Source organism: Microbacterium sp. TS-1 (genome assembly GCF_000509385.1).
Classification (GTDB): Bacteria; Actinomycetota; Actinomycetes; order Actinomycetales; family Microbacteriaceae; genus Microbacterium; species Microbacterium arborescens.
The window spans coordinates 266,582-291,128 of the sequence record NZ_BASQ01000002.1 but is presented as its reverse complement, the minus strand read 5'-3'; the positions used below and the strand labels follow the sequence as shown (position 1 = coordinate 291,128).

The 24,547-nt window shown below is 70.6% G+C and carries 22 protein-coding genes; 17 read left to right on the top strand and 5 right to left on the bottom strand.

Annotated features, from left to right (window positions below; translation table 11 throughout):
* Positions 1 to 8: 8 nt before the first annotated feature.
* From MTS1_RS14035 to MTS1_RS14020, 4 genes are read left to right on the top strand one after another with little or no spacing between them, the layout of a single operon-like run.
* Positions 9 to 980 carry a carbohydrate ABC transporter permease gene (locus tag MTS1_RS14035; RefSeq protein WP_023955117.1) on the top strand — a complete coding sequence of 324 codons (972 nt, stop codon included), beginning with the start codon at positions 9 to 11 and terminating at the stop codon, positions 978 to 980.
* Positions 977 to 1,891, top strand: a complete 915-nt coding sequence (locus MTS1_RS14030) for a carbohydrate ABC transporter permease (protein ID WP_233494953.1) — start codon at positions 977 to 979, stop codon at positions 1,889 to 1,891. Before MTS1_RS14035 ends, MTS1_RS14030 begins: the two co-directional genes overlap by 4 nt.
* Positions 1,888 to 2,667 carry a ThuA domain-containing protein gene (locus MTS1_RS14025; protein ID WP_023955113.1) on the top strand — a complete coding sequence of 260 codons (780 nt, stop codon included), beginning with the start codon at positions 1,888 to 1,890 and terminating at the stop codon, positions 2,665 to 2,667. Before MTS1_RS14030 ends, MTS1_RS14025 begins: the two co-directional genes overlap by 4 nt.
* Positions 2,664 to 3,752 carry a Gfo/Idh/MocA family protein gene (locus MTS1_RS14020; RefSeq protein ID WP_023955111.1) on the top strand — a complete coding sequence of 363 codons (1,089 nt, stop codon included), beginning with the start codon at positions 2,664 to 2,666 and terminating at the stop codon, positions 3,750 to 3,752. Before MTS1_RS14025 ends, MTS1_RS14020 begins: the two co-directional genes overlap by 4 nt.
* A 216-nt stretch (positions 3,753 to 3,968) precedes the next feature.
* Here MTS1_RS14020 and MTS1_RS14015 read toward each other — a convergent pair whose 3' ends face one another.
* Together MTS1_RS14015 and MTS1_RS14010 are read right to left on the bottom strand one after the other, a co-directional pair.
* Positions 3,969 to 5,207, bottom strand: a complete 1,239-nt coding sequence (locus MTS1_RS14015; RefSeq protein WP_036305901.1) for a glycoside hydrolase family 27 protein — start codon at positions 5,205 to 5,207, stop codon at positions 3,969 to 3,971.
* A gap of 35 nt (positions 5,208 to 5,242) precedes the next feature.
* Complete coding sequence (locus tag MTS1_RS14010; RefSeq protein ID WP_036305899.1) at positions 5,243 to 7,462, bottom strand: alpha-galactosidase; 2,220 nt, start codon at positions 7,460 to 7,462, stop codon at positions 5,243 to 5,245.
* Between the two features lie 76 nt (positions 7,463 to 7,538).
* On the opposite strand from MTS1_RS14010, the gene MTS1_RS14005 reads away from it, so the two are divergent.
* Positions 7,539 to 9,362, top strand: coding sequence for a beta-L-arabinofuranosidase domain-containing protein (locus MTS1_RS14005; RefSeq protein ID WP_023955105.1), 1,824 nt, complete (start codon positions 7,539 to 7,541; stop codon positions 9,360 to 9,362).
* A gap of 16 nt (positions 9,363 to 9,378) precedes the next feature.
* Here MTS1_RS14005 and MTS1_RS14000 read toward each other — a convergent pair whose 3' ends face one another.
* Positions 9,379 to 10,395 (bottom strand): LacI family DNA-binding transcriptional regulator, encoded by a 1,017-nt coding sequence (locus MTS1_RS14000; protein ID WP_036305897.1) that lies wholly within the window; start codon positions 10,393 to 10,395, stop codon positions 9,379 to 9,381.
* Positions 10,396 to 10,486: 91 nt separating this feature from the next.
* Between MTS1_RS14000 and MTS1_RS13995 the strand changes: the two genes are divergently transcribed.
* Genes MTS1_RS13995 through MTS1_RS13960 form a run of 8 tightly spaced genes read left to right on the top strand, consistent with a single transcriptional unit; the run spans position 10,487 to position 17,754 of the window.
* Positions 10,487 to 11,671, top strand: a complete 1,185-nt coding sequence (locus MTS1_RS13995; RefSeq protein WP_036305895.1) for a Gfo/Idh/MocA family protein — start codon at positions 10,487 to 10,489, stop codon at positions 11,669 to 11,671.
* A complete protein-coding gene (locus MTS1_RS13990) occupies positions 11,668 to 12,375 on the top strand; it encodes a ThuA domain-containing protein (RefSeq protein WP_023955099.1) in 708 nt (235 codons plus the stop codon). Before MTS1_RS13995 ends, MTS1_RS13990 begins: the two co-directional genes overlap by 4 nt.
* Positions 12,348 to 13,442, top strand: a complete 1,095-nt coding sequence (locus MTS1_RS13985) for a Gfo/Idh/MocA family protein (RefSeq protein ID WP_023955097.1) — start codon at positions 12,348 to 12,350, stop codon at positions 13,440 to 13,442. The genes MTS1_RS13990 and MTS1_RS13985 overlap by 28 nt, the downstream gene beginning before the upstream one ends.
* Complete coding sequence (locus tag MTS1_RS13980; protein ID WP_023955095.1) at positions 13,439 to 14,956, top strand: alpha-N-arabinofuranosidase; 1,518 nt, start codon at positions 13,439 to 13,441, stop codon at positions 14,954 to 14,956. The genes MTS1_RS13985 and MTS1_RS13980 overlap by 4 nt, the downstream gene beginning before the upstream one ends.
* Before the next feature lie 42 nt (positions 14,957 to 14,998).
* Complete coding sequence (truB, locus tag MTS1_RS13975) at positions 14,999 to 15,934, top strand: tRNA pseudouridine(55) synthase TruB (protein WP_023955093.1); 936 nt, start codon at positions 14,999 to 15,001, stop codon at positions 15,932 to 15,934.
* Complete coding sequence (locus tag MTS1_RS13970; protein ID WP_023955091.1) at positions 15,931 to 16,299, top strand: hypothetical protein; 369 nt, start codon at positions 15,931 to 15,933, stop codon at positions 16,297 to 16,299. Before truB ends, MTS1_RS13970 begins: the two co-directional genes overlap by 4 nt.
* 55 nt (positions 16,300 to 16,354) lie before the next feature.
* Entirely contained in the window at positions 16,355 to 16,786 is a 432-nt protein-coding gene (locus tag MTS1_RS13965; RefSeq protein ID WP_023955089.1) for a hypothetical protein, read from the top strand.
* Positions 16,783 to 17,754, top strand: a complete 972-nt coding sequence (locus tag MTS1_RS13960) for a bifunctional riboflavin kinase/FAD synthetase (RefSeq protein ID WP_036306095.1) — start codon at positions 16,783 to 16,785, stop codon at positions 17,752 to 17,754. The genes MTS1_RS13965 and MTS1_RS13960 overlap by 4 nt, the downstream gene beginning before the upstream one ends.
* 42 nt (positions 17,755 to 17,796) lie before the next feature.
* Here MTS1_RS13960 and deoC read toward each other — a convergent pair whose 3' ends face one another.
* Complete coding sequence (gene deoC / locus MTS1_RS13955) at positions 17,797 to 18,513, bottom strand: deoxyribose-phosphate aldolase (RefSeq protein WP_023955085.1); 717 nt, start codon at positions 18,511 to 18,513, stop codon at positions 17,797 to 17,799.
* 92 nt (positions 18,514 to 18,605) lie between these two features.
* Here deoC and MTS1_RS13950 point away from each other — a divergent pair, with 92 nt between their 5' ends.
* The 4 genes from MTS1_RS13950 to MTS1_RS13935 all read left to right on the top strand — a co-directional run bounded on the left by MTS1_RS13950 (position 18,606) and on the right by MTS1_RS13935 (position 24,180).
* The gene (locus MTS1_RS13950; RefSeq protein WP_023955083.1) at positions 18,606 to 18,818 is read left to right on the top strand and encodes a heavy-metal-associated domain-containing protein; all 213 of its coding nucleotides are present in this window, start codon (positions 18,606 to 18,608) and stop codon (positions 18,816 to 18,818) included.
* Positions 18,818 to 21,136 (top strand): cation-translocating P-type ATPase, encoded by a 2,319-nt coding sequence (locus MTS1_RS13945; protein WP_023955081.1) that lies wholly within the window; start codon positions 18,818 to 18,820, stop codon positions 21,134 to 21,136. The genes MTS1_RS13950 and MTS1_RS13945 overlap by 1 nt, the downstream gene beginning before the upstream one ends.
* A gap of 26 nt (positions 21,137 to 21,162) precedes the next feature.
* Complete coding sequence (locus tag MTS1_RS13940; RefSeq protein WP_023955079.1) at positions 21,163 to 21,807, top strand: hypothetical protein; 645 nt, start codon at positions 21,163 to 21,165, stop codon at positions 21,805 to 21,807.
* A gap of 219 nt (positions 21,808 to 22,026) precedes the next feature.
* Positions 22,027 to 24,180, top strand: a complete 2,154-nt coding sequence (locus tag MTS1_RS13935; protein WP_023955077.1) for a DEAD/DEAH box helicase — start codon at positions 22,027 to 22,029, stop codon at positions 24,178 to 24,180.
* A gap of 59 nt (positions 24,181 to 24,239) precedes the next feature.
* Here the strand turns inward: MTS1_RS13935 and MTS1_RS16660 are convergent, their stop codons facing one another.
* Positions 24,240 to 24,398: a hypothetical protein gene (locus MTS1_RS16660; protein WP_023955075.1), complete on the bottom strand. Its 159-nt coding sequence runs from the start codon at positions 24,396 to 24,398 to the stop codon at positions 24,240 to 24,242.
* Positions 24,399 to 24,547 lie beyond the last annotated feature (149 nt).

Here is a 24,547-nt window from a genome sequence, read left to right as displayed (position 1 = left end):
GACGCATCATGACTGCGACAGCCACCGCCACCGCCATCACCATCGACAAGAAGGCCGCCCGGCGCGAGCGCCCGCCGAAGCGCGCCATCCGACAGCCGCTCGCCGAGCGCATCGCGCCTTACGTCTACATCGCCCCGTTCTTCGTGATCTTCCTGATCTTCGGGCTGTTCCCCCTGCTGTTCACGTTCTACGTGGCCCTGTTCGACTGGAACCCGATCGGCGAGCAGACGTTCGTCGGCCTGGCGAACTTCGAACGGCTCGTCCAAGACGCCCGATTCTGGAACGCGTTCGTGAACACCTTCGGGATCTTCCTCATCTCCACCATCCCGCAGCTGCTCCTGGCGCTCGGGCTCGCGCACCTGCTGAACCACGCCACCCTGAAGATGGCGAACTTCTTCCGCATGGCGCTCCTGGTGCCCTACATCACCTCCGTCGCGGCGACCGCCCTCGTCTTCGCGCAGATCTTCGACAAGAACTTCGGACTCATCAACTGGGTGCTCGACCTGTTCGGCATCCCGGCGGTGAACTTCCTGTCGTCGCAGGTCGGATCGTGGATCGTCATCTCGTCGATGGTGATGTGGCGGTGGTTCGGCTACAACACGCTGCTCTACCTCGCGGGGCTCCAGGCGCTTCCGCGCGAGATGTACGAAGCGGCCTCGGTCGACGGCGCATCCGGCTGGCAGCAGTTCATCCACCTGACGATCCCGTCGCTGCGGCCCATCATCATCTTCACCGTCATCATGTCGACCATCGGCGGGCTGCAGATCTTCACGGAGCCCCTGCTGGTGGCTCCCGAGTCGGGGCTGACCTGCGGTGGTGGGCGCCAGTGCCAGACCCTCGCACTGTTCCTCTACGAGCAGGGCTTCGGCCAGTTCGAGTTCGGCTACGGCTCCGCGATCGGGGTCGCCCTCTTCGTCGTGGTCGTCGTGGTCTCGGCGATCAACTTCTTCCTGACCACCCGCACACGAAAGGCCCGATGATGTCCGACGCCGTCGACACAGCTGTGCCGCGTCCCCTCGACCCGACCGCGCTGAGCGCGCCCCGCAAGCGTCCGCGGCGCGGCGGTGGGCGCGTCGGCCGAGTGCCCTGGCCGGTCTACGTCCTGCTCGGGATCGCTGTCGTGATCAGCGTGTTCCCGCTGTACTACATGTTCGTGATCGCCTCGGTGGGTGCCTCCGCCGTCACCTCGATCCCGCCGCGCTTCTACCCGGGGCTCAACTTCTTCGACATCGCGACGAAGGTGTTCGACACGGTCCCGTTCTTCCAGTCGCTGCTGAACAGCGCGATCGTGTCGCTCTCGATCGCGGTCATCGCGTCACTGCTGTGCGCGCTCGCGGGATTCGCCTTCGCGAAGCTGCAGTTCCGGGGCCGGGGCGCCCTGTTCGTCATCGTGCTGCTCACCATGACGGTGCCCGCTCAGCTGAGCGTCATCCCGCAGTACCTGATCATCTCGTGGCTGGACTGGGTCGACACCCTGCAGGCGATCATCGTTCCGGGGCTCGCCAGCGCGTTCGGCATCTTCTGGATGCGGCAGCACATGGCGACCACGCTCAATGACGAGCTCATGCACGCGGCGCGCATCGACGGCGCGAACAGCTGGCAGATCTTCTGGCGCATCGGATTCCCGGTCGTGCGGCCGGCGGCTTTCGTGCTCGGACTCATCACGTTCACCTCGGTGTGGAACGACTTCATGTGGCCCTTCATCGTGCTCAAGTCGCCCGAGCTGTTCACGGTGCAGATCGCCCTGAAGCAGCTGCAGGCCAACCGTTCGATCGACCTCGCGCTGACGATGGGCGGATCGTTCCTCGCGACACTGCCGCTGCTGATCGTGTTCTTCGTCGTCGGGCGCCGCATGGTCGCGGGCATCATGGACGGAGCGTTCAAGGGGTGACCGGCACGGCATCCGCCCCCATCCGCGTGCTGGTGTGGGGCGAGAACCATCACGAGAAGCACCACGACATCCCGCGCGCCCTCTATCCCGACACGATGCACGGGACCATCGCGGCGGGCCTGCGGCGACTTCTCGGCGACGCCGCCGTCGTCGAGACGGCGACACTCGACGATCCCGAGCACGGGCTGAGCGAGGAACGGCTCGCGCAGACGGATGTGCTGTTCTGGTGGGGGCACCTCCTGCACGACGAGGTCGACGAGGTCGTGGTCGAGCGGGTCCACCGGCACGTGCTCGGCGGACTCGGGTTCGTCGCGCTGCATTCGGCGCACTTCTCGAGGATCTTCATCCGTCTCATGGGGACGACCTGCGCGCTGCGCTGGCGGCAGGCGCAGGACCGCGAGCTCGTGTGGACGGTCTCGCCGACGCATCCGATCGCCGCCGGCGTGCCGCAGCCGATCGTCATCCCCGAGCAGGAGATGTACGGCGAGTTCTTCGACGTGCCGCAGCCGGACGAGCTGGTCTTCGTCTCGAACTTCTCGGGCGGTGAGGTGTTCCGATCGGGGATGACGTTCTTCCGCGGTCACGGGCGGGTGTTCTACTTCTCGCCGGGTGACCAGGACTATCCCGTCTACCATCAGCCCGAGATCCAGCTCGTCCTCGCGAACGCGGCACGATGGGCTCGGAGCGACCGCCCCCGCCGCGCGGCCCGTTTGGCGATGCATCGCACGGGGGAGTGGGACGTTCCGCGGGAGTGGGACGGCGAGGAGCAGTCGTGACGGAGCGCGTCCGTCGTGTGGTCGTCGTCGGGGCGGGAGCGATGGGGAAGGCGTGGATCGACACGGTTGCTCGCCGTCCCGATCTCGAGATCGTCGGGCTCGTCGACATCGTCGCCGACGCCGCGCGGGCCGCGGCACTCGAACGGGGACTCGATGTCCCGAGCTTCGGCTCGGTCGGTGACGCGCTCGCCGCCCTCGACGTCGACCTGATCGTCAACGTCACGATCCCGCAGGCGCATCTCGAGGTGAGCGCCGCAGCGCTGCGGGCGGGCGTTCCCGTCCTGAGCGAGAAGCCGGTGACGCCGACCGTGGCCGAGGCCCTGCTGCTGTCCGCCGTCAGCGCATCGACCGGGACCCTGATGGCGACGAGTCAGTCGCGTCGGCACTCCCGCGGGATCCGGGCGTTCCGCGACGCCCTCGTCAGTCTCGGCGGCGCCGAGCAGCTCGACGTCCGCTTCTTCCAGAACCCCCGGTTCGGGGGTTTCCGAGACGAGATGCCGTCGCCGCTGCTCGTGGACATGGCGATCCATCAGTTCGACCAGGCGCGATATCTGCTCTCGAGCGAACCGGTCTCGGTCTTCTGCGAAGAGTTCTCGCCGAGCTGGAGCTGGTATCGGGGCGCCGCCGCGGCCGAGGCGATCTTCCGCTTCGCGGACGGGCGCCGGTTCTCATACTCCGGCAGCTGGTGCGCCGACGGTCTCACGACCTCGTGGAACGGCGACTGGCGGGGGAGCGCCCCCGGTGGATCCGCTGCCTGGGACGGAGAGACCGACGTCGTGGTCCAGCCCCGAGAGGGTAGCGCGCAGGCGGTCGCACTGGCGGGCGGCGCCGAGGGACTGGATGCCGCGCTCGCCGAGTTCGTCGCGGCCCTCGACGGCGGCCCGGAGCCGTCGGGCGAGATCTCGCGGAACATCGGCAGCCTCGCCATGGTCGAGGCGGCCGTGTCATCCGCGGCCGCCGGCGCACCGGTCAGGTTCGACGATCTGTTCGAGCGGGCATCGGCGCGTGCTGAGGAGCTCGCTCGCGCCGGGGGCTTCGATGACGCCGCCGGCAGACTCGGGATCGACCCACGCCGCGTACCCTGACGGTCGGCCCGACGCCGCCCCGACGCCACCCCGACGCCGACCCGACGTGAATGGTCGTGTGAGCGGCGAGTTGGCAGCCGTCTGCGTCGGCTCGCGTGCCGGAGGGGAGCGTGCGTCGTCGATGGTCGCCGACCCGACGTGAATGGTCGTGTCGGCGGCGAGATCACAGCCCTTTGCGTCGGCTCGCCTGTCGAGCGGGGCCGCGCATCCCGAGTGTCAGTCGAAGACGAGCAGACGCGTGCCGTGAGCCGGCACGGTCAGCATGACGTGTCCGTCGGCGATCTCGACGCTCTTCCCACTCCATACGTCCGCACACGCACCGGCCGCCCCCGTGCCCGCGAGCCCGAGATCGGCGAGGTGGAGGACGAGCTCCTGCTCGTCATCGCCGAGCCAGAACACCGCACGATACGCCCGAGCCCCCACACGCGCACTCCAGATGACGAGGTGTCCGTCGCGGACGATCTCGCGCGACTCCTCGCCGTCACGGAGCGCCAGGACCCCGCGATTGCGCAGCAGCGCGAGCGTCTCGGGCGGGGTGTCGGGCAGGTGACCGCCCATCATGAGCGGTGAGCGCATCATGCTCCACAGCGTCATGACGGTGCGCTGTTCCTCGACCGACAAGCGGCTGAGCCGGTCTTCGCCGACGTGTCCGCGCACACCGATGCGGCCGAAGGGGAGCATGTCGGCATCCGCCCACGCTCCGCGCATCTGGAACGGCGCCCAGCGGGCTGCGCGTTGGAACTGTTCGACCACCTGGCTCCAGTCGTCCCAGAAGTCGTCCGAGATCCGCCACATCTGGCCGTGCTCGCGGAGGGCGTCGAGGTGCGCGAGCGACAGTCGCTTGCCGGGCGAGAGGCTCAGGACCATGGGGCGTCCCGAGCGGTCGATCGCGCGCGAGATCGCCGCGATCTCCGCCGTCTCGACAGGCGGGTAGAGCACATCGTCGAGCTTCACGAAGTCGACTTCCCAGGCGGCCAGCTGTGCCATGACCGAGTCGTAGTACTCCTGCGCGCCGGGCGCGGTCATGTCGACGCCGTAGTTGTCGGGGTTCCACACGCAGACGTTCTCACGATCAGCGATCGAGTCGCACGTCGCGTCGGGGTGGCCCGAGACGGGCAGTCCCGCATCCGCGGCGGCGCGCGGGACGCCGCGCATGAGGTGGACCCCGAAGCGCAGGCCGAGTTCGTGGACGCGGTCGGCGAGCGGCCGGAAGCTGCCGCCGGCAGCGGAGGGGAAGCGTCCCGGCGCGGGGAGGGGCCGTCCCCAGGCGTCGAGCAGCGGACGAGAGACCTCTCGATAGTCGTGCGCACCCGGATCGGGTTCGTACCACTGGATGTCGACGACGATCGTGTCCCACCCGAACGCGAGCAGGTGTTCGGCGGCGTACTCCGCGTTCGCGAGCACCTCGGCCTCCGTCACGGACGACCCGAAGCAATCCCAGCTGTTCCACCCCATGGGGGGACGGGATGCGGCGGCCCGGCGCTCGCCGATCACGGGCCCGCCACCGCCGCGAGGTGAACGACCGCCGCGCGGTCGGGGTGGAACGTGGGGAAGTCCAGCCCGACGCGTGCGAGCACGGCCCCCGCGATCACCGGACCGCGGCCCTCGCGCTCGCCGTCGCCGTCACCGCCGAGATCGGGGCTCTCCCGAAGCCACGCCGGAACCTGCCACGGCGGTCCGAACGAGTCCGAGCCGCTCACCGACACCCGGTAGCTGCGGTCGGCGGCCAGGCCGGGGAACCGCACGCGGGCGATCGTGTCGGGCAAGGTCGTCGGAGTGACGATCGTGAAGAGCGCCTCCGAACGGTCGGCGGCGACCACGCCACGCACCTGCGGAGATGTGGCGTCGAGCTCACCCGCACCGACGGTGCGCCCCGTCGCGATGAGCTCGCGGTGCCGACGGTAGCGCGCGATCCAGTCGCTGAGGATGCGCCGGTCGGTGGCGTCGAGGTCGCGGATGTCCCATTCGATGCCGAAGTGCCCGAGGAATGCGACGGCGCACCGGAACTGCAGATCGTGTATGCGGCCCGTGACGCTCGAGACGGGGGAGGCGACGTGCGACCCCATCATCTCCGGGGGCACCAGCAGCCCCGTCCACCTCAGGATGCCGAAGCGATCGTGTGGATCGTGGCTGTCGGACGGATGGATCCGGTCGGTGCGCTCGAGGATGCCGAGGTCGACCCGCCCGCCGCCGGAGGCGCAACTCTCGATCTCGAGGTCGGGGTGGCGACGGCGGAGCTCGTCGATGAGGCGGTACACCGCGAGGGTCTGCTCGTGGACGGCGGGAGTGCCCGAACGGGGGTGCCCAGCCGCGATGAGGTCACGGTTGTGGTCCCACTTGAGGTAGCTCACGCCGATATCGTCGATGAGCCCGTCGAGGGCCGCGAGGATGTGGTCGAAGGCGCCCGGCTGCGTGAGGTCGAGCACCTGCTGGAACCGGTAGCGCGGAGGAAGCTCGGGTCCCGCGCGGAGGATCCACTCGGGGTGCTCACGGGCGAGGTCCGAGTCCTCGTTGATCATCTCCGGCTCGACCCAGAGCCCGAACTCCATACCGAGAGCGCGGACCTCGTCGGCCAGGGGGCGGAGGCCGGCGGGCCACGCGACCGGGTCGGGCGTCCAGTCGCCGAGTCCCGCACGGTCGTCGTTGCGCCCGCGGAACCAGCCGTCGTCGAGGACGTAGCGCTCGACGCCGAGCTCGGCGGCGCCGGCCGCCAGGTCGACGAGCACCCGGTGGTCGTGGTCGAAGTACACAGCCTCCCAGACGTTCATCGTCACGGGGCGGGGGCGGCGGGACGAACGAGAGCGCTCACGCAGGTAGGAGTGGAAGCGCGCCGCGGCGCCGTCGAGTCCGCATCCGTAGCTGCCGAACACCCACGGCCCGGAGTACTCCTCGCCGGGCGCCAACCGGATCTCGCCGGGGAGCAACGACTCGCCGCCCCGGAAGTGGAGGCGCCCGTCGGTCCGCTCGATCGTGTGCTCGTGGTTGCCGCTGAACCCGACGTGTCCGATCCACACCTCGCCGGTGCTCGCCGAGAAGCCCGGGGTCCCGACCGCCTGGACCAGCGTCGCGTCCAAGCCGGTACGGCCTCGGCGCGAGATGCGCGAATGATCGCCGCGGACGATCGGATGCCGCTGCGGAATGCGCTCGTGTCCCCACCGGCCGGTGAAGTCGAGCACCTCCTGCGCCCACGTCGGTATCGGAAGGGCGACAGCCAGGGCGTGGATCTCGAGCGGCACCGCTGCCATGTCGGCGTCGGCCGTGTTTCGGACTCGGGCGCGGGCGCGAATGAGCCCATCTGACGTGAGATCGATCTCTAGTCCGAGCTCGATCTCGGCGTACGCGTCGTGGAGCACGGCGCTGACGCGGCCCCCGTCCGCGTACGTCACCCCCGCTCCGACCTCCTCGCCGTCGAGGGCGAGAGAGCGCAGGGCGAAGCGGGGCGCCCACCCCGAGCCGCCGCGATGCGCCGACAGCCCTGGTGCTCCGAACCACCCGCGGCTGTGCTCGGGAAGCATGCTCGCGCGGTAGGGAACATCGGAATCACCGACCATCCCGGTTCTGTTCTCGGCTTCGACGAACGTGAGGAGATCGGGTTCTGCCGACGTCACGGCCGCGCCCCAATGGACGATCTCCGGCATCCCGTCGTTCGTCGTCGCGATGACGACGGAGACTCCCTCGGCGCTGAGGTGGATCACGCGCATGGAATCCATGCTCCTATTCTGCTGGCATCGCTCGGGCGGTACAGTCAGAGATCGATCTCAGCACATCGAAGGAGATGGCACAACCATGACCGCATCCGCTCTCGCGCCCGGTGCCGCCCGCTTGCTCGCAGGCACCTACGATCGCCGTCGCCGCGTCAACCGCGAGTACCTCGCGTCGCTCGACGAACGCGCTCTCGTGCAGAACCACCGCATCGAGGCGGGAATCGGCGACCAGGGATGGCACCTGAAGCCGTCGGCCACCCCGGGGGTCGAGAGCGGCTGGGGGCGCCATTGGGGCTGGGAGACACCGGGCGCGCTTCTGCGGGGCCACTTCGTCGGGCACTGGATGTCGGCTGCCGCGCGCGAGGTCGCCGTCACCGGAGACCCCGTGCTGCGGGGCAAGCTCGCGGTCGTCCTCGATGAGCTCGAGGCGTGCCAGGATGCCGGGGACGGCTGGGTGTTCGGCATTCCGCAGACATTCCTGCGCCGCCTCGCCGAGGGGCGCGAGGTGTGGGCGCCGCAGTACAACATCCATAAGACCCTCATGGGTCTGGTCGACGTCTACCGAGACCTCGGCGACCAGCGAGCTCTGCGCATCGCCCACCGGGCGGCCGGGGTGCTCGCGGAATGGGCGCGGGGATTCGAGCCCGAGGAGTTCCAGGCCATCCTCGAGGTCGAGACGGGCGGCATGCTCGAGGCGTGGGCAGACCTCCTCGACGCCACCGGCGACCACATGTATCGCGAGCTCCTCGACCGGTACGACCACCGGTCGCTCTTCGAAGGTCTGCTGGCGGGGGAGGACATGCTGACCAACATGCACGCCAACACCACGATCCCCGAGGTGCTGGGCGCTGCCCGCGCCTTCGAGGTCACCGGAGAGGAACGCTGGCGACGCGTCGTCGAGGCGTACTGGGACTGGGCCGTCACGCGACGCGGGACCTTCTGCACGGGCGGACAGACCTCGGGTGAGATCTGGACGCCGCCGTTCGCCTTCGCCGCGCGGCGGGGCACGAAGACGCAGGAGCACTGCGCCGTGTACAACATGATCCGGCTGGCGGACGTGCTCTACCGGTGGACCGGGGAGGCGTCGTACCTCGACTACATCGAGGCGAATCTGGTGAACGGCATCCTGGCGCAGCAGCATCCCGGCACCGGGATGGTGAGCTACTTCCTGCCCCTGCAGAGCGGTTCGCGCAAGGAATGGGGATCGCCCACCGAAGACTTCTGGTGCTGCCACGGCACGGTGGTGCAGGCGCACACGCGGCACTCTTCGCTCGCGGTCTACGCGGACGACGACGCCGTCACCGTCGCGCAGTACATCCCCGTCCGCGCCGATGCGCAGACCGCGGCGGGCCGCCTCGTTGTCGAGGTGCGCACCCTCGACGACGCGCTCTACGTCGGTCCGGACGCGAACGCGGGCCCCGGTGGCCCGGCGCATCGGCCGCACGCGCTGCGGGTGTCGGTCGTGATCGAGTCGCCGGCGAGCGTCGGGGGCCGCGTCCGGATGCGCGTGCCGGCCTGGACCATGGGCGAGGTGCACGTTCGGTCGGACCTCGCGGTGGTGCGTCGCGGGAGCTTCGTGGAGGTCGATCACCCCGGCGGGCGCACCGAGGTCGAGTTGGGTTTCGGATTCGAACTGCGAACGGTGCCGATTCCCGACGAGCCCGAGACCGTCGCCTTCGTCGAGGGCGCTGTCGTTCTCGCGGGCCTCGTCGACCGTGAGACGCCGCTCGTGGGCGACAGCTCCGACCCGGCGACGCTGCTGGCCGCCGACGATGAAAGGCAGTGGTCGCAGTGGCTCACGCGATACCGCAGTGTCGGGAACTCGGCCGGCATCCGATTCGTGCCGCTGAACGAGATCGTCGACGAGCGCTACGCCGTGTACTTCCCGGTCGTCGCGTCATCCTGAGCCGTCGCGGCGGTCGTCACCGAGGGCGGCCGGTCGAGCCGCGGGCGACGAGGACCGTGGGCAGCTCGACCACCTCGTCGCCGAGCTGGGCTCCGCCCGCCATCTGCGCGAGGAGGCCGACCGCTGCCGCGGCCATCTCGCGGATGGGCTGGCGGATCGTGGTGAGCGGGGGATGTAGCCACCGCGCACCACGCACGTCGTCGTATCCCACGACGAGAACGTGGCGCCCTACCGCGAGCCCGGCCTCGGCGGTCGCCCGGTAGGCGCCCGCGGCCATCTCGTCGGAGCAGGCGAAGAGTCCGATGGGGCCTTCGCCGCCGAGGTCGTCGAGCGCAGCGGCGCACGCGCGCCGCGCGTCCGCCGCGCCCCAGTCCGCCGTCGTCAGGATGCGGGGCGCGGCCGGTGCCGTCTCGTCGAGCGTCGAGAGGAAGCCCTCGATCCGCGCGCGGCCGTACCGGTAGGACGGAGCGCCGCCGATGACGATGAAGCGCCGCGCGCCCTGCGCGAGCAAGTGCTCCGCCGCCGCCGAGCCGCCCGCGTGATCGGTGTTCCGCACGCTCGGCACGCGCTGGGTGGTCCCCGACGGCGGCTCGAGCAGGACGACGGGGATGCCCGCGCTCTGCACGACCTCCAGTTGAGCGGCCGTGGGCAGAATGAGGCCGAGCACGACCCCTGCCGATCCCCGCGAGCGGATGCGAGCGGGCCAGTCGTCGCCCGGATCGTCGCGCTCGGCGGTGAGGACGAGATCGTAGCTCAGGCGCGATGCAGCGGTGTGGGCTCCCGCGACGACCTCGTCGGTGTAGGGATCGTGGAAGTGCCCCAGAACCAGATCGAAGATGCGGGACGTACCGCCGCGAGGCCGGCCTCGCGGTGTTCCGCCCCGCGTGTACCCGAGCCTTTCGGCCGTCTGCAGCACACGTGTGCGGGTCTCGGGCGACAGCTCGCCGCGCCCGCGGAGCGCGCGTGAGACTGTCGCGACGCTGACCCCGGCGGCCGCGGCGACGTCGGTGAGACTCGGTCGGTGAGACGGCATGCCCCTATTTTGCGCAAAGCGCAACGGCCGCGTCGAGAGGCTGTGACATCGTGGTCCGCGATCACACGCACCGGTGCGGAGGGAGACGAGGATGTCGAGACGATTGCGCATCGCAATCATCGGAACCGGGTTCATGGGACGGATGCACGCGCACGCCTGGCGCACTGCTCCGCGCTTCTTCGATCTGCCGTTCGAGCCCGAGGTCGTCGTGCTCGCGGGCAGCGATGCCCAGCGTGCGTCCGATGCCGCGTCGCGGTTCGGCATCGCCGAGTCGAGCGACGACTGGCGCGCCGTCATCGCACGCGACGACATCGACGCCGTCGACATCTGCACCCCCGGCGACACCCACGCCGAGATCGCGCTCGCCGCCCTCGACGCCGGCCGTCACGTGCTGTGCGAGAAGCCGCTGGCCAATGACGTCGCCGACGCCGACCGGATGACGGATGCCGCCGCCGCGGCGGCATCGGGCGGCGTCGTCGCGATGTGCGGGTTCAGCTACCGCCGCACGCCCGCCCTCGCTCTGGCGCGGCGCCTGATCGAGGAGGGCCGCGTCGGCCGCATCCGGCACGTCCGCGCCCAGTACCTGCAGGACTGGCTCACCGATCCGGAGGCTCCGTTCACGTGGCGCCTCGATCGTGACCGCGCGGGATCGGGCGCTCTCGGCGACATCGGAGCGCACAGCATCGATGCGGCCCAATGGCTCACGGGATCGCGCATCACGAGCGTCTCGGGCACGCTCCGCACCTTCGTCGACGAGCGTCCCGTCCTCGACGAGCGCGTCGGGCTCGGCGGCCGGGCCGGAGCCGGGGCCGGGGCCGAGCGCGTCACCGTCGACGACGCCGCGGCGTTCACGGCATCCTTCTCCGACGGCGCTCTCGGCGTCTTCGAGGCGACGCGCATGGCCACGGGCCACCGCAACGCCAACCGCATCGAGATCAGCGGCGACCGCGGGGCGGTCGCCTTCGACTTCTCGCACCTCAACGACCTGCTCTTCGCCGACGCGACACTCCCCGCCGGCGAGCAGGGCTTCCGGCGCATCGACGCGACCGAGCCCGAGCACCCCTACGCGGGAGCCTGGTGGCCAGCGGGGCACGGGCTCGGCTACGAGCACCTGTTCACGCATCAGAGCGTCGACTTCGTCCGCGCCGTCGCCGGTGAGATCGACGCGCATCCGTCGTTCGCCGAGGCCGCCGGGGTGCAGCGCGTGCTCGCGGCGGTCGAGGAGAGCGCGGCATCCGACAGCAGAAGCATCCGAGTGGAAGGGGTCAGCTCATGACCGCGAGACAGGCGCTCATCGTCCGAGGCGGCTGGGAGGGGCACAAGCCCGTCGAGGCCACCAACCTCTTCGTCCCGTTCCTCGAGGAGAACGGCTTCGAGGTCCGCATCGAAGAGGACAACGAGGTCTACACCGACCGGGAGACGATGGAGCGCACCGATCTGATCGTGCAATCGGTGACGATGTCGAAGATCTCGCGCGAGGCCTTCGCGGGCCTCCGCGACGCGGTCGAGCGTGGAACAGGACTCGCGGGCTGGCACGGCGGCATCGCCGACTCGTACCGCGACAACTCCGACTACCTGCAGCTCATCGGCGGGCAGTTCGCGACGCATCCCGCGAAGCACCCCGATGCCCGGGTCGGCGACGAGACCGATAACTACCTCTGCTACACCGTCGACCTCACCGACGCGGGGCGCCGGTCGCAGATCATGGCCGGTCTCGAGGACTTCACGCTGCGCACGGAGCAGTACTGGGTGCTCTGCGACGACCTCAACGACGTTCTCGCGACGACGACGCACCCCGTGCAGCCGTACCACCCGTGGCACCGCCCCATCACCTCGCCCGCCGTCTGGACGCGCGAGTGGGGACAGGGGCGCATCTTCGTCGCGACGCCGGGGCACAGTCTCGTCGTCCTGCGCGACGTCAACGTCCGCACCATCATCGAGAGGGGGATGCTGTGGGCGAGCCGCACGGCATCGGTGTAGTCGGCCTCGGGGTCATCTCGGGCCAGTATCTGGAGACGCTGGGCGAACACCCCGCCGTCCGTATCGCGGCGACGGCCGACCTCGACGCCGACCGCGCCCGGTCGGTCGCCGAGCGGTTCCCGGGGGCGCGGGCGCTGTCGGTCGCCGAGCTCGTCGCCGACCCGGCGGTGCAGACCGTGGTGAACCTGACGATCCCCGCCGCCCACGGCGAGGTCGCGCGCGCCGCACTCGCCGCGGGCAAGAACGTCTACGGCGAGAAGCCGCTGGCCGCGACCTTCGACGAGGCGCTCGGGGTCATGGCCGGCGCGAACGGTGCCTGGGTCGGCGGGGCTCCCGACACCGTGCTGGGGTCGGGGGTGCAGACCGCGCGCGCGGTCGTCGACGCCGGTGAGATCGGCCGGCCGGTCGCGGCGGTCGCGACGTGGCTGTCGTCGGGACACGAGGCCTGGCACCCGCATCCCGACTTCTACTATCGCGAAGGCGGCGGACCGCTCTACGACATGGGGCCCTACTACCTCACGGCCCTGTTCCATCTGCTGGGGCCCGTCGTGCGCGTATCGGGCGCGTCATCGCGGTCCCGCGACGAGCGCACGATCGGTTCCGGTCCGCGCGCGGGGGAGCGCATCCCCGTCGAGATCGACACGCATGTCACCGGCGTGCTCGAGCACGCCGGCGGTGCCCTGTCGACGGTGACTTTCAGCTTCGACGCCGCCGCGACCCATGCCGCACCGATCGAGGTGCACGGCGAGAGCGCTTCGCTGACCCTGCCCGACCCCAACTTCTTCGACGGCGAGGTGACCATGCGCCGGCCGCGGGCAGCGGAGTGGACCGCGATCGCACCGCGCGCCGGCTACCGAGGCGCGGGCCGCGGCATCGGGGTTCTCGACGTCGTGCGCGGCGGCGCCGGCGCGGGGCGTGCGAGCGGCGAGGTCGCCCTGCACGTCCTGGAGATCATGAGCGCTCTCACCCGGTCGGCGCGAGAGGGCCGCCGCATCACCCTGACCACGACCGCGGAGCGTCCTCCGCTGGTCCCGCTCACCGAGCACGAGCACTGGAGAACCACATGACCTCGTCCGCACGTGCGGTCATCGACCTCGACGTCGTCGGCGATCGCATCAGCCGACACATCTACGGGCACTTCGCCGAGCACCTCGGGCGCTGCATCTACGACGGCTTCTGGGTCGGCGAGAATTCGTCGATCCCCAATATCCGCGGCATCCGCACAGACATCGTCGATGCCCTCCGCGCGCTCGACATCCCGAACCTGCGCTGGCCCGGCGGATGCTTCGCCGACACGTATCACTGGCGCGACGGGATCGGTCCGCGCGAGCAGCGTCCGAAGATCGCGAACACGAACTGGGGCGACGTCGTCGAGAGCAATCACTTCGGAACCCACGAGTTCATGGATCTGTGCGACCTGCTCGGTACCGAGGCGTACGTCAACGGCAACGTCGGCAGTGGCACGGTGCAGGAGATGTCGGAGTGGGTCGAATACCTCACGCGTGACGACGACAGCCCGATGGCGCGGCTGCGCCGTGAGAACGGTCGCGACGAGCCGTGGCGTGTGCCGTTCTGGGGCATCGGCAACGAGCCCTGGGGGTGCGGCGGCAACCTGTCTCCCGAGTTCTACGCGGAAGAAGCACGGCGGTACGCGACCTATTGCCATGATCACGGCGAGAACCGGCTGACGCTCATCGCTGCCGGCGCCAACGAGGATGACTTCGAGTGGACGCGGGTGCTCGTGAAGACACTCGTCGAGTCGCACGCCGCGAACCTGTACGACAAGCATCCGTACCAGGCGATCTCGTTCCACTACTACACGCACACCGGATCGGGCATCAATCGCGAGGACGCGACGACGTTCACCGACGAGCAGTTCTACGACACGATGGCGTACGCTCGCGACTTCGAGCGCGTCGTCCGCGGACACGTCGCGGTCATGGACTCGTACGACCCCGAGAACCGGGTGAGCCTCGTCTGCGACGAGTGGGGCACGTGGTGGAACGCCGAGAAGGGGACCAACCCGGGGTTCCTGTTCCAGCAGAACACGATTCGCGACGCCCTCGTCGCCGGCATCCATTTCGATATCTTCCACCGCTACGCGCGGCGCATCTCGATGGCCAACATCGCCCAGACGGTGAATGTCTTGCAGGCGATGATCCTCACCGACGGTGACAAGCTCGTCCTCACCCCGACGTATCACGTGTTCGAGATGAACAAGGGGCACCAGGACGCCCGTGCGCTCGCCGCCCACGTGCTCGACGCGCCCGCGACGACGGCGCGCGGGGGAGAACTGCCGCTGGTGTCGATGTCCGCCTCGACGAAGGAGGGGGCGGCGCTCATCTCGCTCACCCACCTCTCGACGGACGACGAGTGCGAGGTGCGCATCGACCTCCGAGGCCGCGGCGCGCGCGTCACGCGTGCCCGTGTGCTGGGGGCGGACAGCGCGACGACGTACAACGACGCCGACGTGCCCGACCGTGTCGAGCCGCGGCCCCTCACGACCGCCTTCGAGGGCGGTGAGCTCGTCGTGACGATGCCGCCGCATTCCTTCGCGACCGTTGAGCTGGCGCTGGACTGACCGCGTCCGGGGCCGGCGGGGTGCCGCCGTAGGCTGGGAGGCATGCCCGAAACCGCGCCCCGCGGCATCCTGCTCGTCGACAAGGCGGGCGGGATGACCAGTCATGACGTCGTCGCCCGTGCCCGCCGAGCCCTCGGCACCCGCAAGATCGGTCACGCCGGAACGCTGGACCCGATGGCGACGGGGTTGCTCGTCCTCGGTGTGGGGCCGGCGACTCGCCTGCTGACCTACATCGTGGGGCTCGACAAGACCTACGAGGCGACCATTCGCCTCGGCGTCTCGACCGATTCCGACGACGCAGACGGCACCGTGACGGACCATGCGACGAACGAGGCACTCGCCGCGGTCGACCGCGCCGGCATCGATCGCGGCATCGCGGCGCTCACCGGCGAGATCGACCAGGTGCCCAGCCGGGTGTCGGCGATCAAGGTCGGCGGCAAGCGGGCGTACGACCTCGCGCGCGCGGGCGAAGAGGTCGAGCTGAAGCCACGTCGCGTCACCGTCTCGCGCTTCGACGTGCGCGACGTGCGCGAGGTCGCGCTCGAGGCCGACCCCGGCGCCGCCGAGGGTGGACCATCCCGCGCCGTCGACGTCGATGTCGTCGTCGACTGCACGAGCGGCACGTACATCCGGGCGCTGGCTCGCGATCTCGGTGCCGACCTCGGCGTCGGGGGACACCTCACGGCCCTGCGCCGCACCCGCATCGGACCGTTCGCGGTCTCGGATGCCGCGACCGAGATCGCCCCCGACACGCAGCTGCTGCGCGACGCGGATGTCGCGGCCGCGGTGCTCGGCGCCTTCGACGTGAGCGCCGAGGAGGCGCGCGACCTGCGCCACGGCAAGCGACTCCTCGGAGCGGCGGCGCGCCTGTCGGCGCCGCATCCGGCGGCCATCGATCCCGACGGACGACTCGTCGGCATCGTCGAGCGTCGCGGTGCCGACGTCAAGAGCCTCATGAACATGGCGGAGGACGCATGATCACGGTCTTCACCATCGTGCAGGTGGCGGTGGCGGTCGCCGCGGGCCTGCTCTGCACCGTCCTCGGCCTCGCCAACCGCCGCCCGAGCGATCTCTCGGTCGGGTCGCTCGCTCTCGTCGAGGTGCTCCTGATCGCGCAGGTCGTCGTCGCGATCATCGCGCCGCTCGCGGGGAACGCCCCGTCGGGAAGTCTCCTGGAGTTCTGGGTGTATCTCGTCTCCGCCGTGCTGCTGCCGCCCGCTGCCGTGTTCTGGGCGCTCGTCGAACGCAGTCGCTGGAGCACCGTCATCCTCGGGGTGGCCGCACTGTCGGTCGCGATCATGGTCTGGCGGATGCAGGTGATCTGGACGGTTCAGGTCGTCTGAAGCCGCCCGCGTGCCACCTATCATTGGTGAGGTCATGGATCATCCCCGCCCTCGAATGACCGGCATCGGCCGCGTTCTGGTGGTCGTGTACGCCGTCATGGCACTCGCCGCGACGGGACGCTCGTTCGTCCAGATCGTGGAGGACTTCTCGAACGCACCGCTGGCGTACTCGCTGTCGGCGGCCGCGGCCCTCGTGTACGTGCTCGCCACCGTCGCACTGGTGAAGTCCGGGTCGCGCACCTGGTACGCGATCGCGTGGGTCGCGATCTGCTTCGAGCTGGTGGGTGTCCTCGTCGTCGGCACGCTCAGCCTCGTGCTTCCCGACCTGTTCTCGCACGACGCGACCGTCTGGTCGGGCTACGGCTTCGGCTACTTCTGGGTTCCGCTCGCCCTGCCGTTCGTGGGCATCTGGTGGCTCGTGTCGCACCGCAACGGCGCTGAGGACAGCCGCGAGCGTCCGGCCGTCCTGGAGGGATCGTCATGGTGACCGTCTATCGAGACCCCGCCGAGGTTCCCGCAGACTTCGGCCCGAGCGTCGTGGCCATCGGCAAGTTCGACGGCGTGCACTCGGGGCACCGGGCGGTCATCGACCGGGCCCGGGTCGATGCCGCCGCGCGCGGCGCGCGCGTCGTCGCGGTCACCTTCGACCGCAACCCGCTGAGCCTGCTGCGTCCGGAGCTGTGCCCCGAGCCGCTCGTCGCGCTCGATCAGAAGATCGGCCTCCTCGCGGCGGCGGGGGTGGATGCCGTCCTCGTGCTGCGATTCGACGCGGAGCTCGCCGCGCTCTCGGCACGCGACTTCGTCGAGAGCATCCTCGTTCGCGCGCTCGGCGCCGTCGGGGTCCTCGTCGGCGACGACTTCCGGTTCGGTCGCGGCGGCGAGGGTGATCCCGCGGTACTCGCCGCACTCGGGCGCGAGCACGGGTTCGACGTCGACGTCGTCACGGACGTCCGTGCCCGCGACGCCGGACGGCGCGTCTCATCGACCTGGGTGCGCGATCTGCTCGCGGCCGGCGACGTCGCGGGGGCCGCCCGCCTGCTCGGCCGCCCTCACGCGGTCGAGGCCGAGGTCGTGCACGGACTCAAGCGCGGGCGCGAGCTCGGTTACCCGACCGCGAACCTCGCGACCGATGCCGCGGGGTTCATCCCGGCCGATGGCGTGTACGCCGGATGGCTCATCGACCTCGGGATGCCCGGTGCCGACGGGATGCTGCCGGCAAGCGTCATCCGTTATCCGGCGGCGATCTCGGTGGGCACGAACCCCACGTTCGACGACGTCCCGCAGCGGCAGGTCGAGGCCTATGTGCTCGACGAGACCGACCTCGACCTCTACGGTCACCGCGTCGAGGTCCGTTTCACGGCCCGCATCCGCGGGATGGTGGCCTTCGCGGGCATTCCGGCGCTCATCGAGCAGATGGACGACGACGTCGTCCGGGTGCGCGAGGCCCTCGCCTGAGGCCGGCGCCTCGCGCACCGGAGCGGGCCGCGGCCCGCGTGGTCAGTACGACGACTCGTCGACGGCGCCGGTGGCCTCGCCGCCGGCCTCGAGCCGGCGCGCCTCGCCGAGGATCGTCGCGCTGCCGCTCGTGCCGAGGCGCGTGGCGCCCGCGTCGAGCATGGCGACCGCGTCGGCGAAGCTGCGCACGCCGCCGGAGGCCTTGACCTGAACGGCCTCGCCGACGTTCTCGCGCATCAGGCGGACGTGGGGCACGGTGGCGCCGCCCCCGGCGAAGCCGGTCGAGGTCTTGACGAAGTCGGCTCCGCCGGCCTCGGTCAGGCGGCTGCCGCGGGCGATCTGCTCGTCGTCGAGCAGGCTGGTCTCGAGGATCACCTTGACGATCTTGCCCTCGGCTGCCTCGACCACGGCACGGATGTCGTCGACGACGACGTCGTCGAAGCCCGAACGCAGCGCGGCGATGTTGACGACCATGTCGAACTCGGAGGCACCGTCGGCGGCGGCCTGACGGACCTCGGCGACCTTCGCCGCCGTGGACGTCGTGCCGTGCGGGAAGCCGATGACCGTGCCGACGGCGACGCCGGTGCCGTCGAGTCGCGCGACGGCGTGCGCGATGTCGGAGGGGCGCACGCACACCGAGAAGACCCGCCATTCGGCGGCGATGTCGAGCTCGGCGTCGACCTGCTCGCGGGTCAGCTCGGGCTTGAGGATGGCGTGGTCGAGGGTCGCGGCGAGCTCGCGCTCGGAGATCGTGGACATGGTTTCAGCGTACGCCGTTCGGATGTCCAGGCATCGACGGGAATACCCCTAGGGGGTATCCTGTTGGCGTCCTCGAACGAAGAAGGAGCATCATGACGACTCAGACCTACACCGTCGAAGGCATGACCTGCGGGCACTGCGCCGCAGCGGTGACCCGCGAGCTCGGGCTCGTTCCGGGTGTCTCCGACGTCGCCGTCGACGTCGACGCCGGTACCGTCGCGGTCACGGCCGTGCAGCCGCCCGACGACGACGTCGTCTCGGCCGCTGTGGCCGAGGCCGGTTACACCGTCACCGGACGACGCTGATGAGCGCGGACACCGCCGGGCGGGAGAGCAGCCACGCCGTCCTCGACATCGAGGGGATGACGTGCGCGAGCTGTGTCGCCCGGGTCGAGAAGCGGCTGCAGCGCCTGGACGGTGTCCACGCGACGGTGAACCTCGCGACCGAATCCGCGCGCGTGGAGCATCCCGCCGCGGTCTCGGTCGACGACCTGGTCCAGGCCGTCGGTGAAGCGGGGTACAGCGCTCGGGTCCGCGCGCCGCGGGGGCGCCCGCAGGCGCACCCCTCGGGCGCGCACGACGCACCCGAGGAGCACGACGACCACGGCGCAGCGCACGACCACGGGGCGGGTCACCAGCACGACGTCGAGGACGTGCCGGGCCGGACCACCCTGCGCACCCGGCTGATCTGGGGCATCGTGCTCGCGGCGCCCGTCGTGGTGCTCGGCATGGTGCCGGCATGGCAGTTCCCCGGATGGCAGTGGGTGTCGCTCGTCCTCACCGCGCCGGTGGTGTTCTGGGCCGGCTGGCCCTTCCACCGCGCGACGTTCGCCAACGCGCGCCACGGCGCCCTGACGATGGACACCCTCGTCACGCTCGGCACCTTCGCCGCTTTCGCCTGGAGCCTGTGGGCGGTGCTGTTCGGATCTGCCGGGCGCATCGGTATCCGTCACGATGTCGTCCTCTTCGGCCCCGTGCACGATCCGACGTCGCTCGTCTACTTCGAGGTCGCCGCGGCCGTCACCGTGCTCATCCTGCTCGGCCGCTACATCGAGCAGCGCTCGCGGCGACGCGCGGGAGCCGCCCTGCGCTCCCTGCTCGAGCTGGGAGCCACCGACGTCGAGCTCGCGGACGGTCGCCGCGTCGGCATCGAGGCGCTCCGCGTGGGCGACGAGTTCGTGGTGCGCCCCGGCGAGAAGATCGCGACCGACGGCGTCGTCGTCGACGGCGCGGCCGCCGTCGACGAGAGCATGCTCACGGGCGAGTCGGTACCCGTCGACGTCGGCCCCGGTTCCGAGGTGACCGGCGGGACGATCGCCTCGGGCGGCCGCCTGCGCGTGCGCGCCACGTCGGTCGGCGACGAGACCCGTCTTGCTCACCTGGCGCGTCTGGTGGACGAGGCCCAGTCGGGCAAGAGCCGTGTGCAGCGACTCGCCGACCGCGTCTCCGCGGTGTTCGTCCCCGTCGTCATCGTCGTGGCCGTGCTGACCCTGGTCGGATGGATCATCGCCGGTGCGCCCGTGGCCTCGGGCTTCACGGCCGCCGTCGCCGTCCTCATCATCGCCTGCCCCTGCGCGCTCGGTCTCGCCACGCCCATCGCCGTTCTCGTCGGCACCGGTCGCGGTGCCGAGCTCGGGATCCTCATCACCGGACCCGAGGCCCTCGAAGCGGCCGAGCGCATCGATGTCGTGCTCATGGACAAGACCGGCACCCTCACCGAGGGGCGGATGTCGGTGGCCTCCGTCGTCACCGCGGGCGGGATCGACGGCGACGAGGCGTTGCGCGCGGCCGGCGCCGTCGAGTCGGCCTCCGAGCACCCGATCGCCCGCGCGATCGTCGCGGCAGCGGGCGCCGTTCCTCCGGTGACTGACTTCACCGGGGTTCCCGGCGGCGGCGTCAGCGGGTCCGTCGAGGGGCGCGAGGTCACCGCAGGGAGCGTCGCCTTCGTCGCCCAGCGCCTGGGCGCGCTGAGTGCCGAGCTCGATGCGGCGGCGCGCGAGGCCGCGGCATCCGGAGCGTCCGTCGTCGCCGTCGGCTGGGACGGCGCCGCCCGAGCGGTCATCGCGGTCGCCGACCGTGTCCGCCACGACGCCCGCGAAGCCGTGACGCGGCTGCACCGCACGGGAGCCTCGGTTGTCCTGGTGACCGGAGACAACGCCGGGGCCGCGGCAGCGGTCGCCAGCGAGCTCGGCATCGACGAGGTCGTCGCCGATGTGCGCCCGGAGGGCAAGCTGGACGAGGTGCGACGTCGCCAGGCCGCGGGGGAGCGCGTCGCCATGGTCGGCGACGGCGTCAACGACGCGGCCGCCCTCGCCGCCGCCGACCTCGGCATCGCGATGGGCGGCGGCACGGACGCCGCCAAGCACGCCAGTGACATCACGCTCACCGCAGGCAGCCCCCGGGCGGTGGCCGAGGCGATCGAACTCAGCCGTCGTACCCTCGGCATCATCCGCGGGAACCTCTTCTGGGCGTTCGCGTACAACGTCGCCGCCGTCCCGCTCGCCGTCGCCGGCCTGCTCAACCCGATGGTCGCCGCGGCCGCCATGGCGTTCTCGAGCGTCTTCGTCGTGCTCAACAGCCTGCGGCTGCGATCGGCGCTGCGACCCGCGCGCCGGAGCGCGTAGGGCGAGCGGCTCGTTAGGATCTCGACATGGCCGTCACGCACCGCACCGCTCTCCGCTTCATCCCGGTCGTCGCCGCGGTCGCGCTGCTGGTGACGGCATGCGCGACGCCCGCGGGGGGCACCGCGACCCCCGCTCCCGCGGAGTCGACCGCATCGCCCTCGCTCGATCCGACCCCGTCAGCGACGCCGAGCCCGATCGAGTCCCAGGCGACCGACGACGAGATCAGTCTGCCTTCGTCGTGCGACGAGCTGTTCGCGGGCGACCTGAGGGCGACGCTCGACGCGGAGATCGCACCGCTGAACGACCCCGGGGTGACGATGTACTCGACCGAGAACGCAGAAGCGCTCACGGTGCTCGAGTCCGGCGTGCCGAGCTTGCGGTGCACGTGGGGTACCCCCTCCGACCGCGGAATCGCGACCACCGTGTCGATCGTCTCGCCCGCTCAGTCCGAGCTCATCGTCGACGCACTGACGTCGTCCGGGTTCGGCTCGGAGGAGGCTTCGGGCGGGATGTACTTCCGCACGTCCCAGCGGATGCTCTCGATGGACGAGGAAGTCGTCGACCTGGGGGAGACCCATTTCCTCCGCGGCAACGTGTGGGTTGCGACGCGATGGGTCAACTACGGCCCGGATGCGTACACACCCGGCATCGTCGCCCAGCTCTGGCCCTGAGGTCGGCCCGAGCGCGCCCACCTCGCGGGCCGCGCCGGTCGTGGCATAGAATGGTCGCCGGGGACATCGTCGGGTTCGACGCCGCAGCCCGCTGAAGCGAGTGCCCGCGGCCGGCCGGCGCGATTCGCCCTTCGCTCGCATGACGCTTCGGCGTCCGTTCGAGCGGCACCCGTACGTTTCCGTCACGACGGAACTCCGGCACTCAGGCTCAGGAGGAGCATGCCGACCATGGCCACCGCCGCAGCGACCGCCAACCGCCGACGGAAGTCTTCGTCCGCCCGACGCGACGACGACGCCCCGCTCATCCCGATCCTCGCCCGCAAGGTGCGCGAGGTCGAGGCGAAGGCGCAGCGAGGCAAGCTCGGACCGACCAATCGCGTGAAGTTCCAGGTCATCGCCTTCCTGGTGCGCGAAGAGCGCGCGCGGGTGAAGGCAGACGAGAACGTCTCCGCCGCCGCCCGCGCAGAGCTGCTCAAGCGGCTCGACGGCGTCGCCACCATCCTCGCCAAGACCGCGGCGCGAGACACATCCCTCATCCAGCTGCTCGAGGTCGACCAGGCGACATCGCCGGTCGCCAAGCGGATGCGGCGCGACTGGCTGCTCGAGTCAGGCGCCGAGCTGCCCGAGGACGAGCTGATCATCACCGACGTCGTCCCGGTGCAGGCCCCCGTCGTGCCTCCGGCCCTCGCCGACCGGCAGGTCACGCCTCCGCAGGTCGTGGCTCGCCGCGAGGCGAACCCGTTCCTCGCACCCGATCCCGACCTGCACGCCCCGCACGACACACCGCGTCGTCGACTCGACGGCTGGGAGCTGATGGGGCCGCTCTACAAGGCGTTCGAGTCCGGCGCAGGCGGGGCGGCTGCCTCGATGGACCTTCCTCCCGTGCCCGAGTTCGATCGTCTGTCGCCCAAGGGCCTCGAGATCATGCCGCACCAGTCGCGGTTCCTCGAGTCGGTGCGAGCCGGTCACCGCTCGTTCCTGCTCGCCGACGAGCCGGGTCTGGGAAAGACGGCGCAGTCGGTGCTCGCGGCATCCGTCGCCGGTGCCTATCCGCTGCTGGCCGTCGTGCCGAACGTCGTCAAGATGAACTGGGCCCGCGAGGTCGAGCGCTGGACGCCCCAGCGCCGCGCGACCGTGATCTCGGGCGACGGCGACCAGATCGACGCGTTCGCCGACGTCTTCATCGTCAATTACGAGGTGCTCGACCGCCACCTCTCGTGGCTCGGATCGATCGGCCTGCGCGGCATGGTCGTGGACGAGGCGCACTTCATCAAGAACCTCAGCTCGCAGCGTTCGCAGAACGTGCTCGCCCTCGCGGGCCGCATCCGCGAGCAGGTGCGCGACCCGCTCATGCTCGCGCTGACGGGAACGCCGCTGATCAACGACGTCGAGGACTTCGACGCGATCTGGCGGTTCCTCGGCTGGACCAACGGCGAGAAGCCGGGGCCTGCGCTCATGGAGCGTCTGGACGAGACCGGCCTCACGCCGGCCGACAAGGCGTTCTATCCCGCTGCTCGCGACGCCGTCATCTCGATGGGCATCGTGCGCCGGAAGAAGAAGGACGTCGCCGCCGACCTTCCCGACAAGCTGATCGCCGACCTGCCCGTGCAGCTCGACGACGAGTACGGCCGGTCGATCCGCCAGGCCGAGCACGAGCTCGGTGAGCGTCTGGCCGCCCGGTACCGTCGCATCATCGAGGCGCGCGGCGACCGCGTGCTCATCGGCGAAGCCGACTCCGACATCGTGCGCCTCGTCGCGACGCAGGAGCTCGAGGAATCGAAGGCCGCCGGTGCCGGCGCGGAGAACGTCTTCACGATGGTCCGCCGCATCGGCCAGGCCAAGGCCGTGCTCGCCGCCGACTACGCCGCTCAGCTGCAGCGGTCGGTGGGCAAAGTCGTGTTCTTCGCCAAGCACATCGACGTCATGGACGCCGCGGAGGCCCACTTCGCGGCCGCCGGGCTGCGGACCGTCTCGCTGCGCGGCGATCAGAGCGCGACCGCCCGCCAGGAGGCCATCGACGCCTTCAACAGCGACCCGGATGTCGCCATCGCGGTGTGCTCGCTGACGGCGGCAGGTGTCGGCGTGAACATGCAGGCCGCCTCCAACGTCGTCCTCGCCGAGCTGTCGTGGACCGCAGCCGAGCAGACGCAGGCGATCGACCGCGTGCACCGGATCGGTCAGGAGGAGCCGGTCACCGCCTGGCGGATCATCGCCGCCCACACGATCGACACGAAGATCGCCGAGCTGATCGACTCGAAGCAGGGCCTCGCCGCCCGCGCGCTCGACGGAGAGGCCGTGGACCCGACCTCGAGCGACTCGGTGCAGCTGTCGGCCCTCATGCACCTGCTCCGCCAGGCGCTCGGCGCCGACTGAGCAGCGTTCTTCGGCGACGGCCGGGCCCGGTCATCGAACCGGCGCCCGGCCGTCGTTCGTCAGGGCGCCGCGGGATAGGTCTTCGCGACCGACCAGAACTCGTCCGACGGGCGGATGAAGCGGTAGGACGGGTCGTCGGTGGCCGCGGCGATCTCGGCGACGTAGTCGGGTTCGGCGCCTCCGAAGGCCGCAGCGAGGCGGTCGATGATTCTGCGCATCATCCGATCGTGTCGCAGCCGCAGCTTCCGTGCCAAGCTCGTTCGAGCAGGATGTCGGATGCGCGCGCCCGGGCCCGGCGAGTTCTCCCGGTGGGCTCGCCTGGCAGCACCCGCGCCGCGACGATAGTCTCGACCTGAGGCAGCGTCGC

What these genes read in the sequence shown, in the direction of transcription:
- MTS1_RS14035 (WP_023955117.1), top strand. Translation starts at nt 9, where the DNA reads ATGACTGCGACAGCCACCGCCACCGCCATCACCATCGACAAGAAGGCC.
- MTS1_RS14030 (WP_233494953.1), top strand. Translation starts at nt 977, where the DNA reads ATGATGTCCGACGCCGTCGACACAGCTGTGCCGCGTCCCCTCGACCCG.
- MTS1_RS14015 (WP_036305901.1), bottom strand. Translation starts at nt 5,207, where the DNA reads ATGGGGTGGAACAGCTGGGATTGCTTCGGGTCGTCCGTGACGGAGGCC.
- MTS1_RS14010 (WP_036305899.1), bottom strand. Translation starts at nt 7,462, where the DNA reads ATGGATTCCATGCGCGTGATCCACCTCAGCGCCGAGGGAGTCTCCGTC.
- MTS1_RS14005 (WP_023955105.1), top strand. Translation starts at nt 7,539, where the DNA reads ATGACCGCATCCGCTCTCGCGCCCGGTGCCGCCCGCTTGCTCGCAGGC.
- MTS1_RS14000 (WP_036305897.1), bottom strand. Translation starts at nt 10,395, where the DNA reads ATGCCGTCTCACCGACCGAGTCTCACCGACGTCGCCGCGGCCGCCGGG.
- MTS1_RS13995 (WP_036305895.1), top strand. Translation starts at nt 10,487, where the DNA reads ATGTCGAGACGATTGCGCATCGCAATCATCGGAACCGGGTTCATGGGA.
- MTS1_RS13990 (WP_023955099.1), top strand. Translation starts at nt 11,668, where the DNA reads ATGACCGCGAGACAGGCGCTCATCGTCCGAGGCGGCTGGGAGGGGCAC.
- MTS1_RS13980 (WP_023955095.1), top strand. Translation starts at nt 13,439, where the DNA reads ATGACCTCGTCCGCACGTGCGGTCATCGACCTCGACGTCGTCGGCGAT.
- truB (WP_023955093.1), top strand. Translation starts at nt 14,999, where the DNA reads ATGCCCGAAACCGCGCCCCGCGGCATCCTGCTCGTCGACAAGGCGGGC.
- MTS1_RS13970 (WP_023955091.1), top strand. Translation starts at nt 15,931, where the DNA reads ATGATCACGGTCTTCACCATCGTGCAGGTGGCGGTGGCGGTCGCCGCG.
- MTS1_RS13965 (WP_023955089.1), top strand. Translation starts at nt 16,355, where the DNA reads ATGACCGGCATCGGCCGCGTTCTGGTGGTCGTGTACGCCGTCATGGCA.
- deoC (WP_023955085.1), bottom strand. Translation starts at nt 18,513, where the DNA reads ATGTCCACGATCTCCGAGCGCGAGCTCGCCGCGACCCTCGACCACGCC.
- MTS1_RS13950 (WP_023955083.1), top strand. Translation starts at nt 18,606, where the DNA reads ATGACGACTCAGACCTACACCGTCGAAGGCATGACCTGCGGGCACTGC.
- MTS1_RS13945 (WP_023955081.1), top strand. Translation starts at nt 18,818, where the DNA reads ATGAGCGCGGACACCGCCGGGCGGGAGAGCAGCCACGCCGTCCTCGAC.
- MTS1_RS13940 (WP_023955079.1), top strand. Translation starts at nt 21,163, where the DNA reads ATGGCCGTCACGCACCGCACCGCTCTCCGCTTCATCCCGGTCGTCGCC.
- MTS1_RS13935 (WP_023955077.1), top strand. Translation starts at nt 22,027, where the DNA reads ATGCCGACCATGGCCACCGCCGCAGCGACCGCCAACCGCCGACGGAAG.
- MTS1_RS16660 (WP_023955075.1), bottom strand. Translation starts at nt 24,398, where the DNA reads ATGCGCAGAATCATCGACCGCCTCGCTGCGGCCTTCGGAGGCGCCGAA.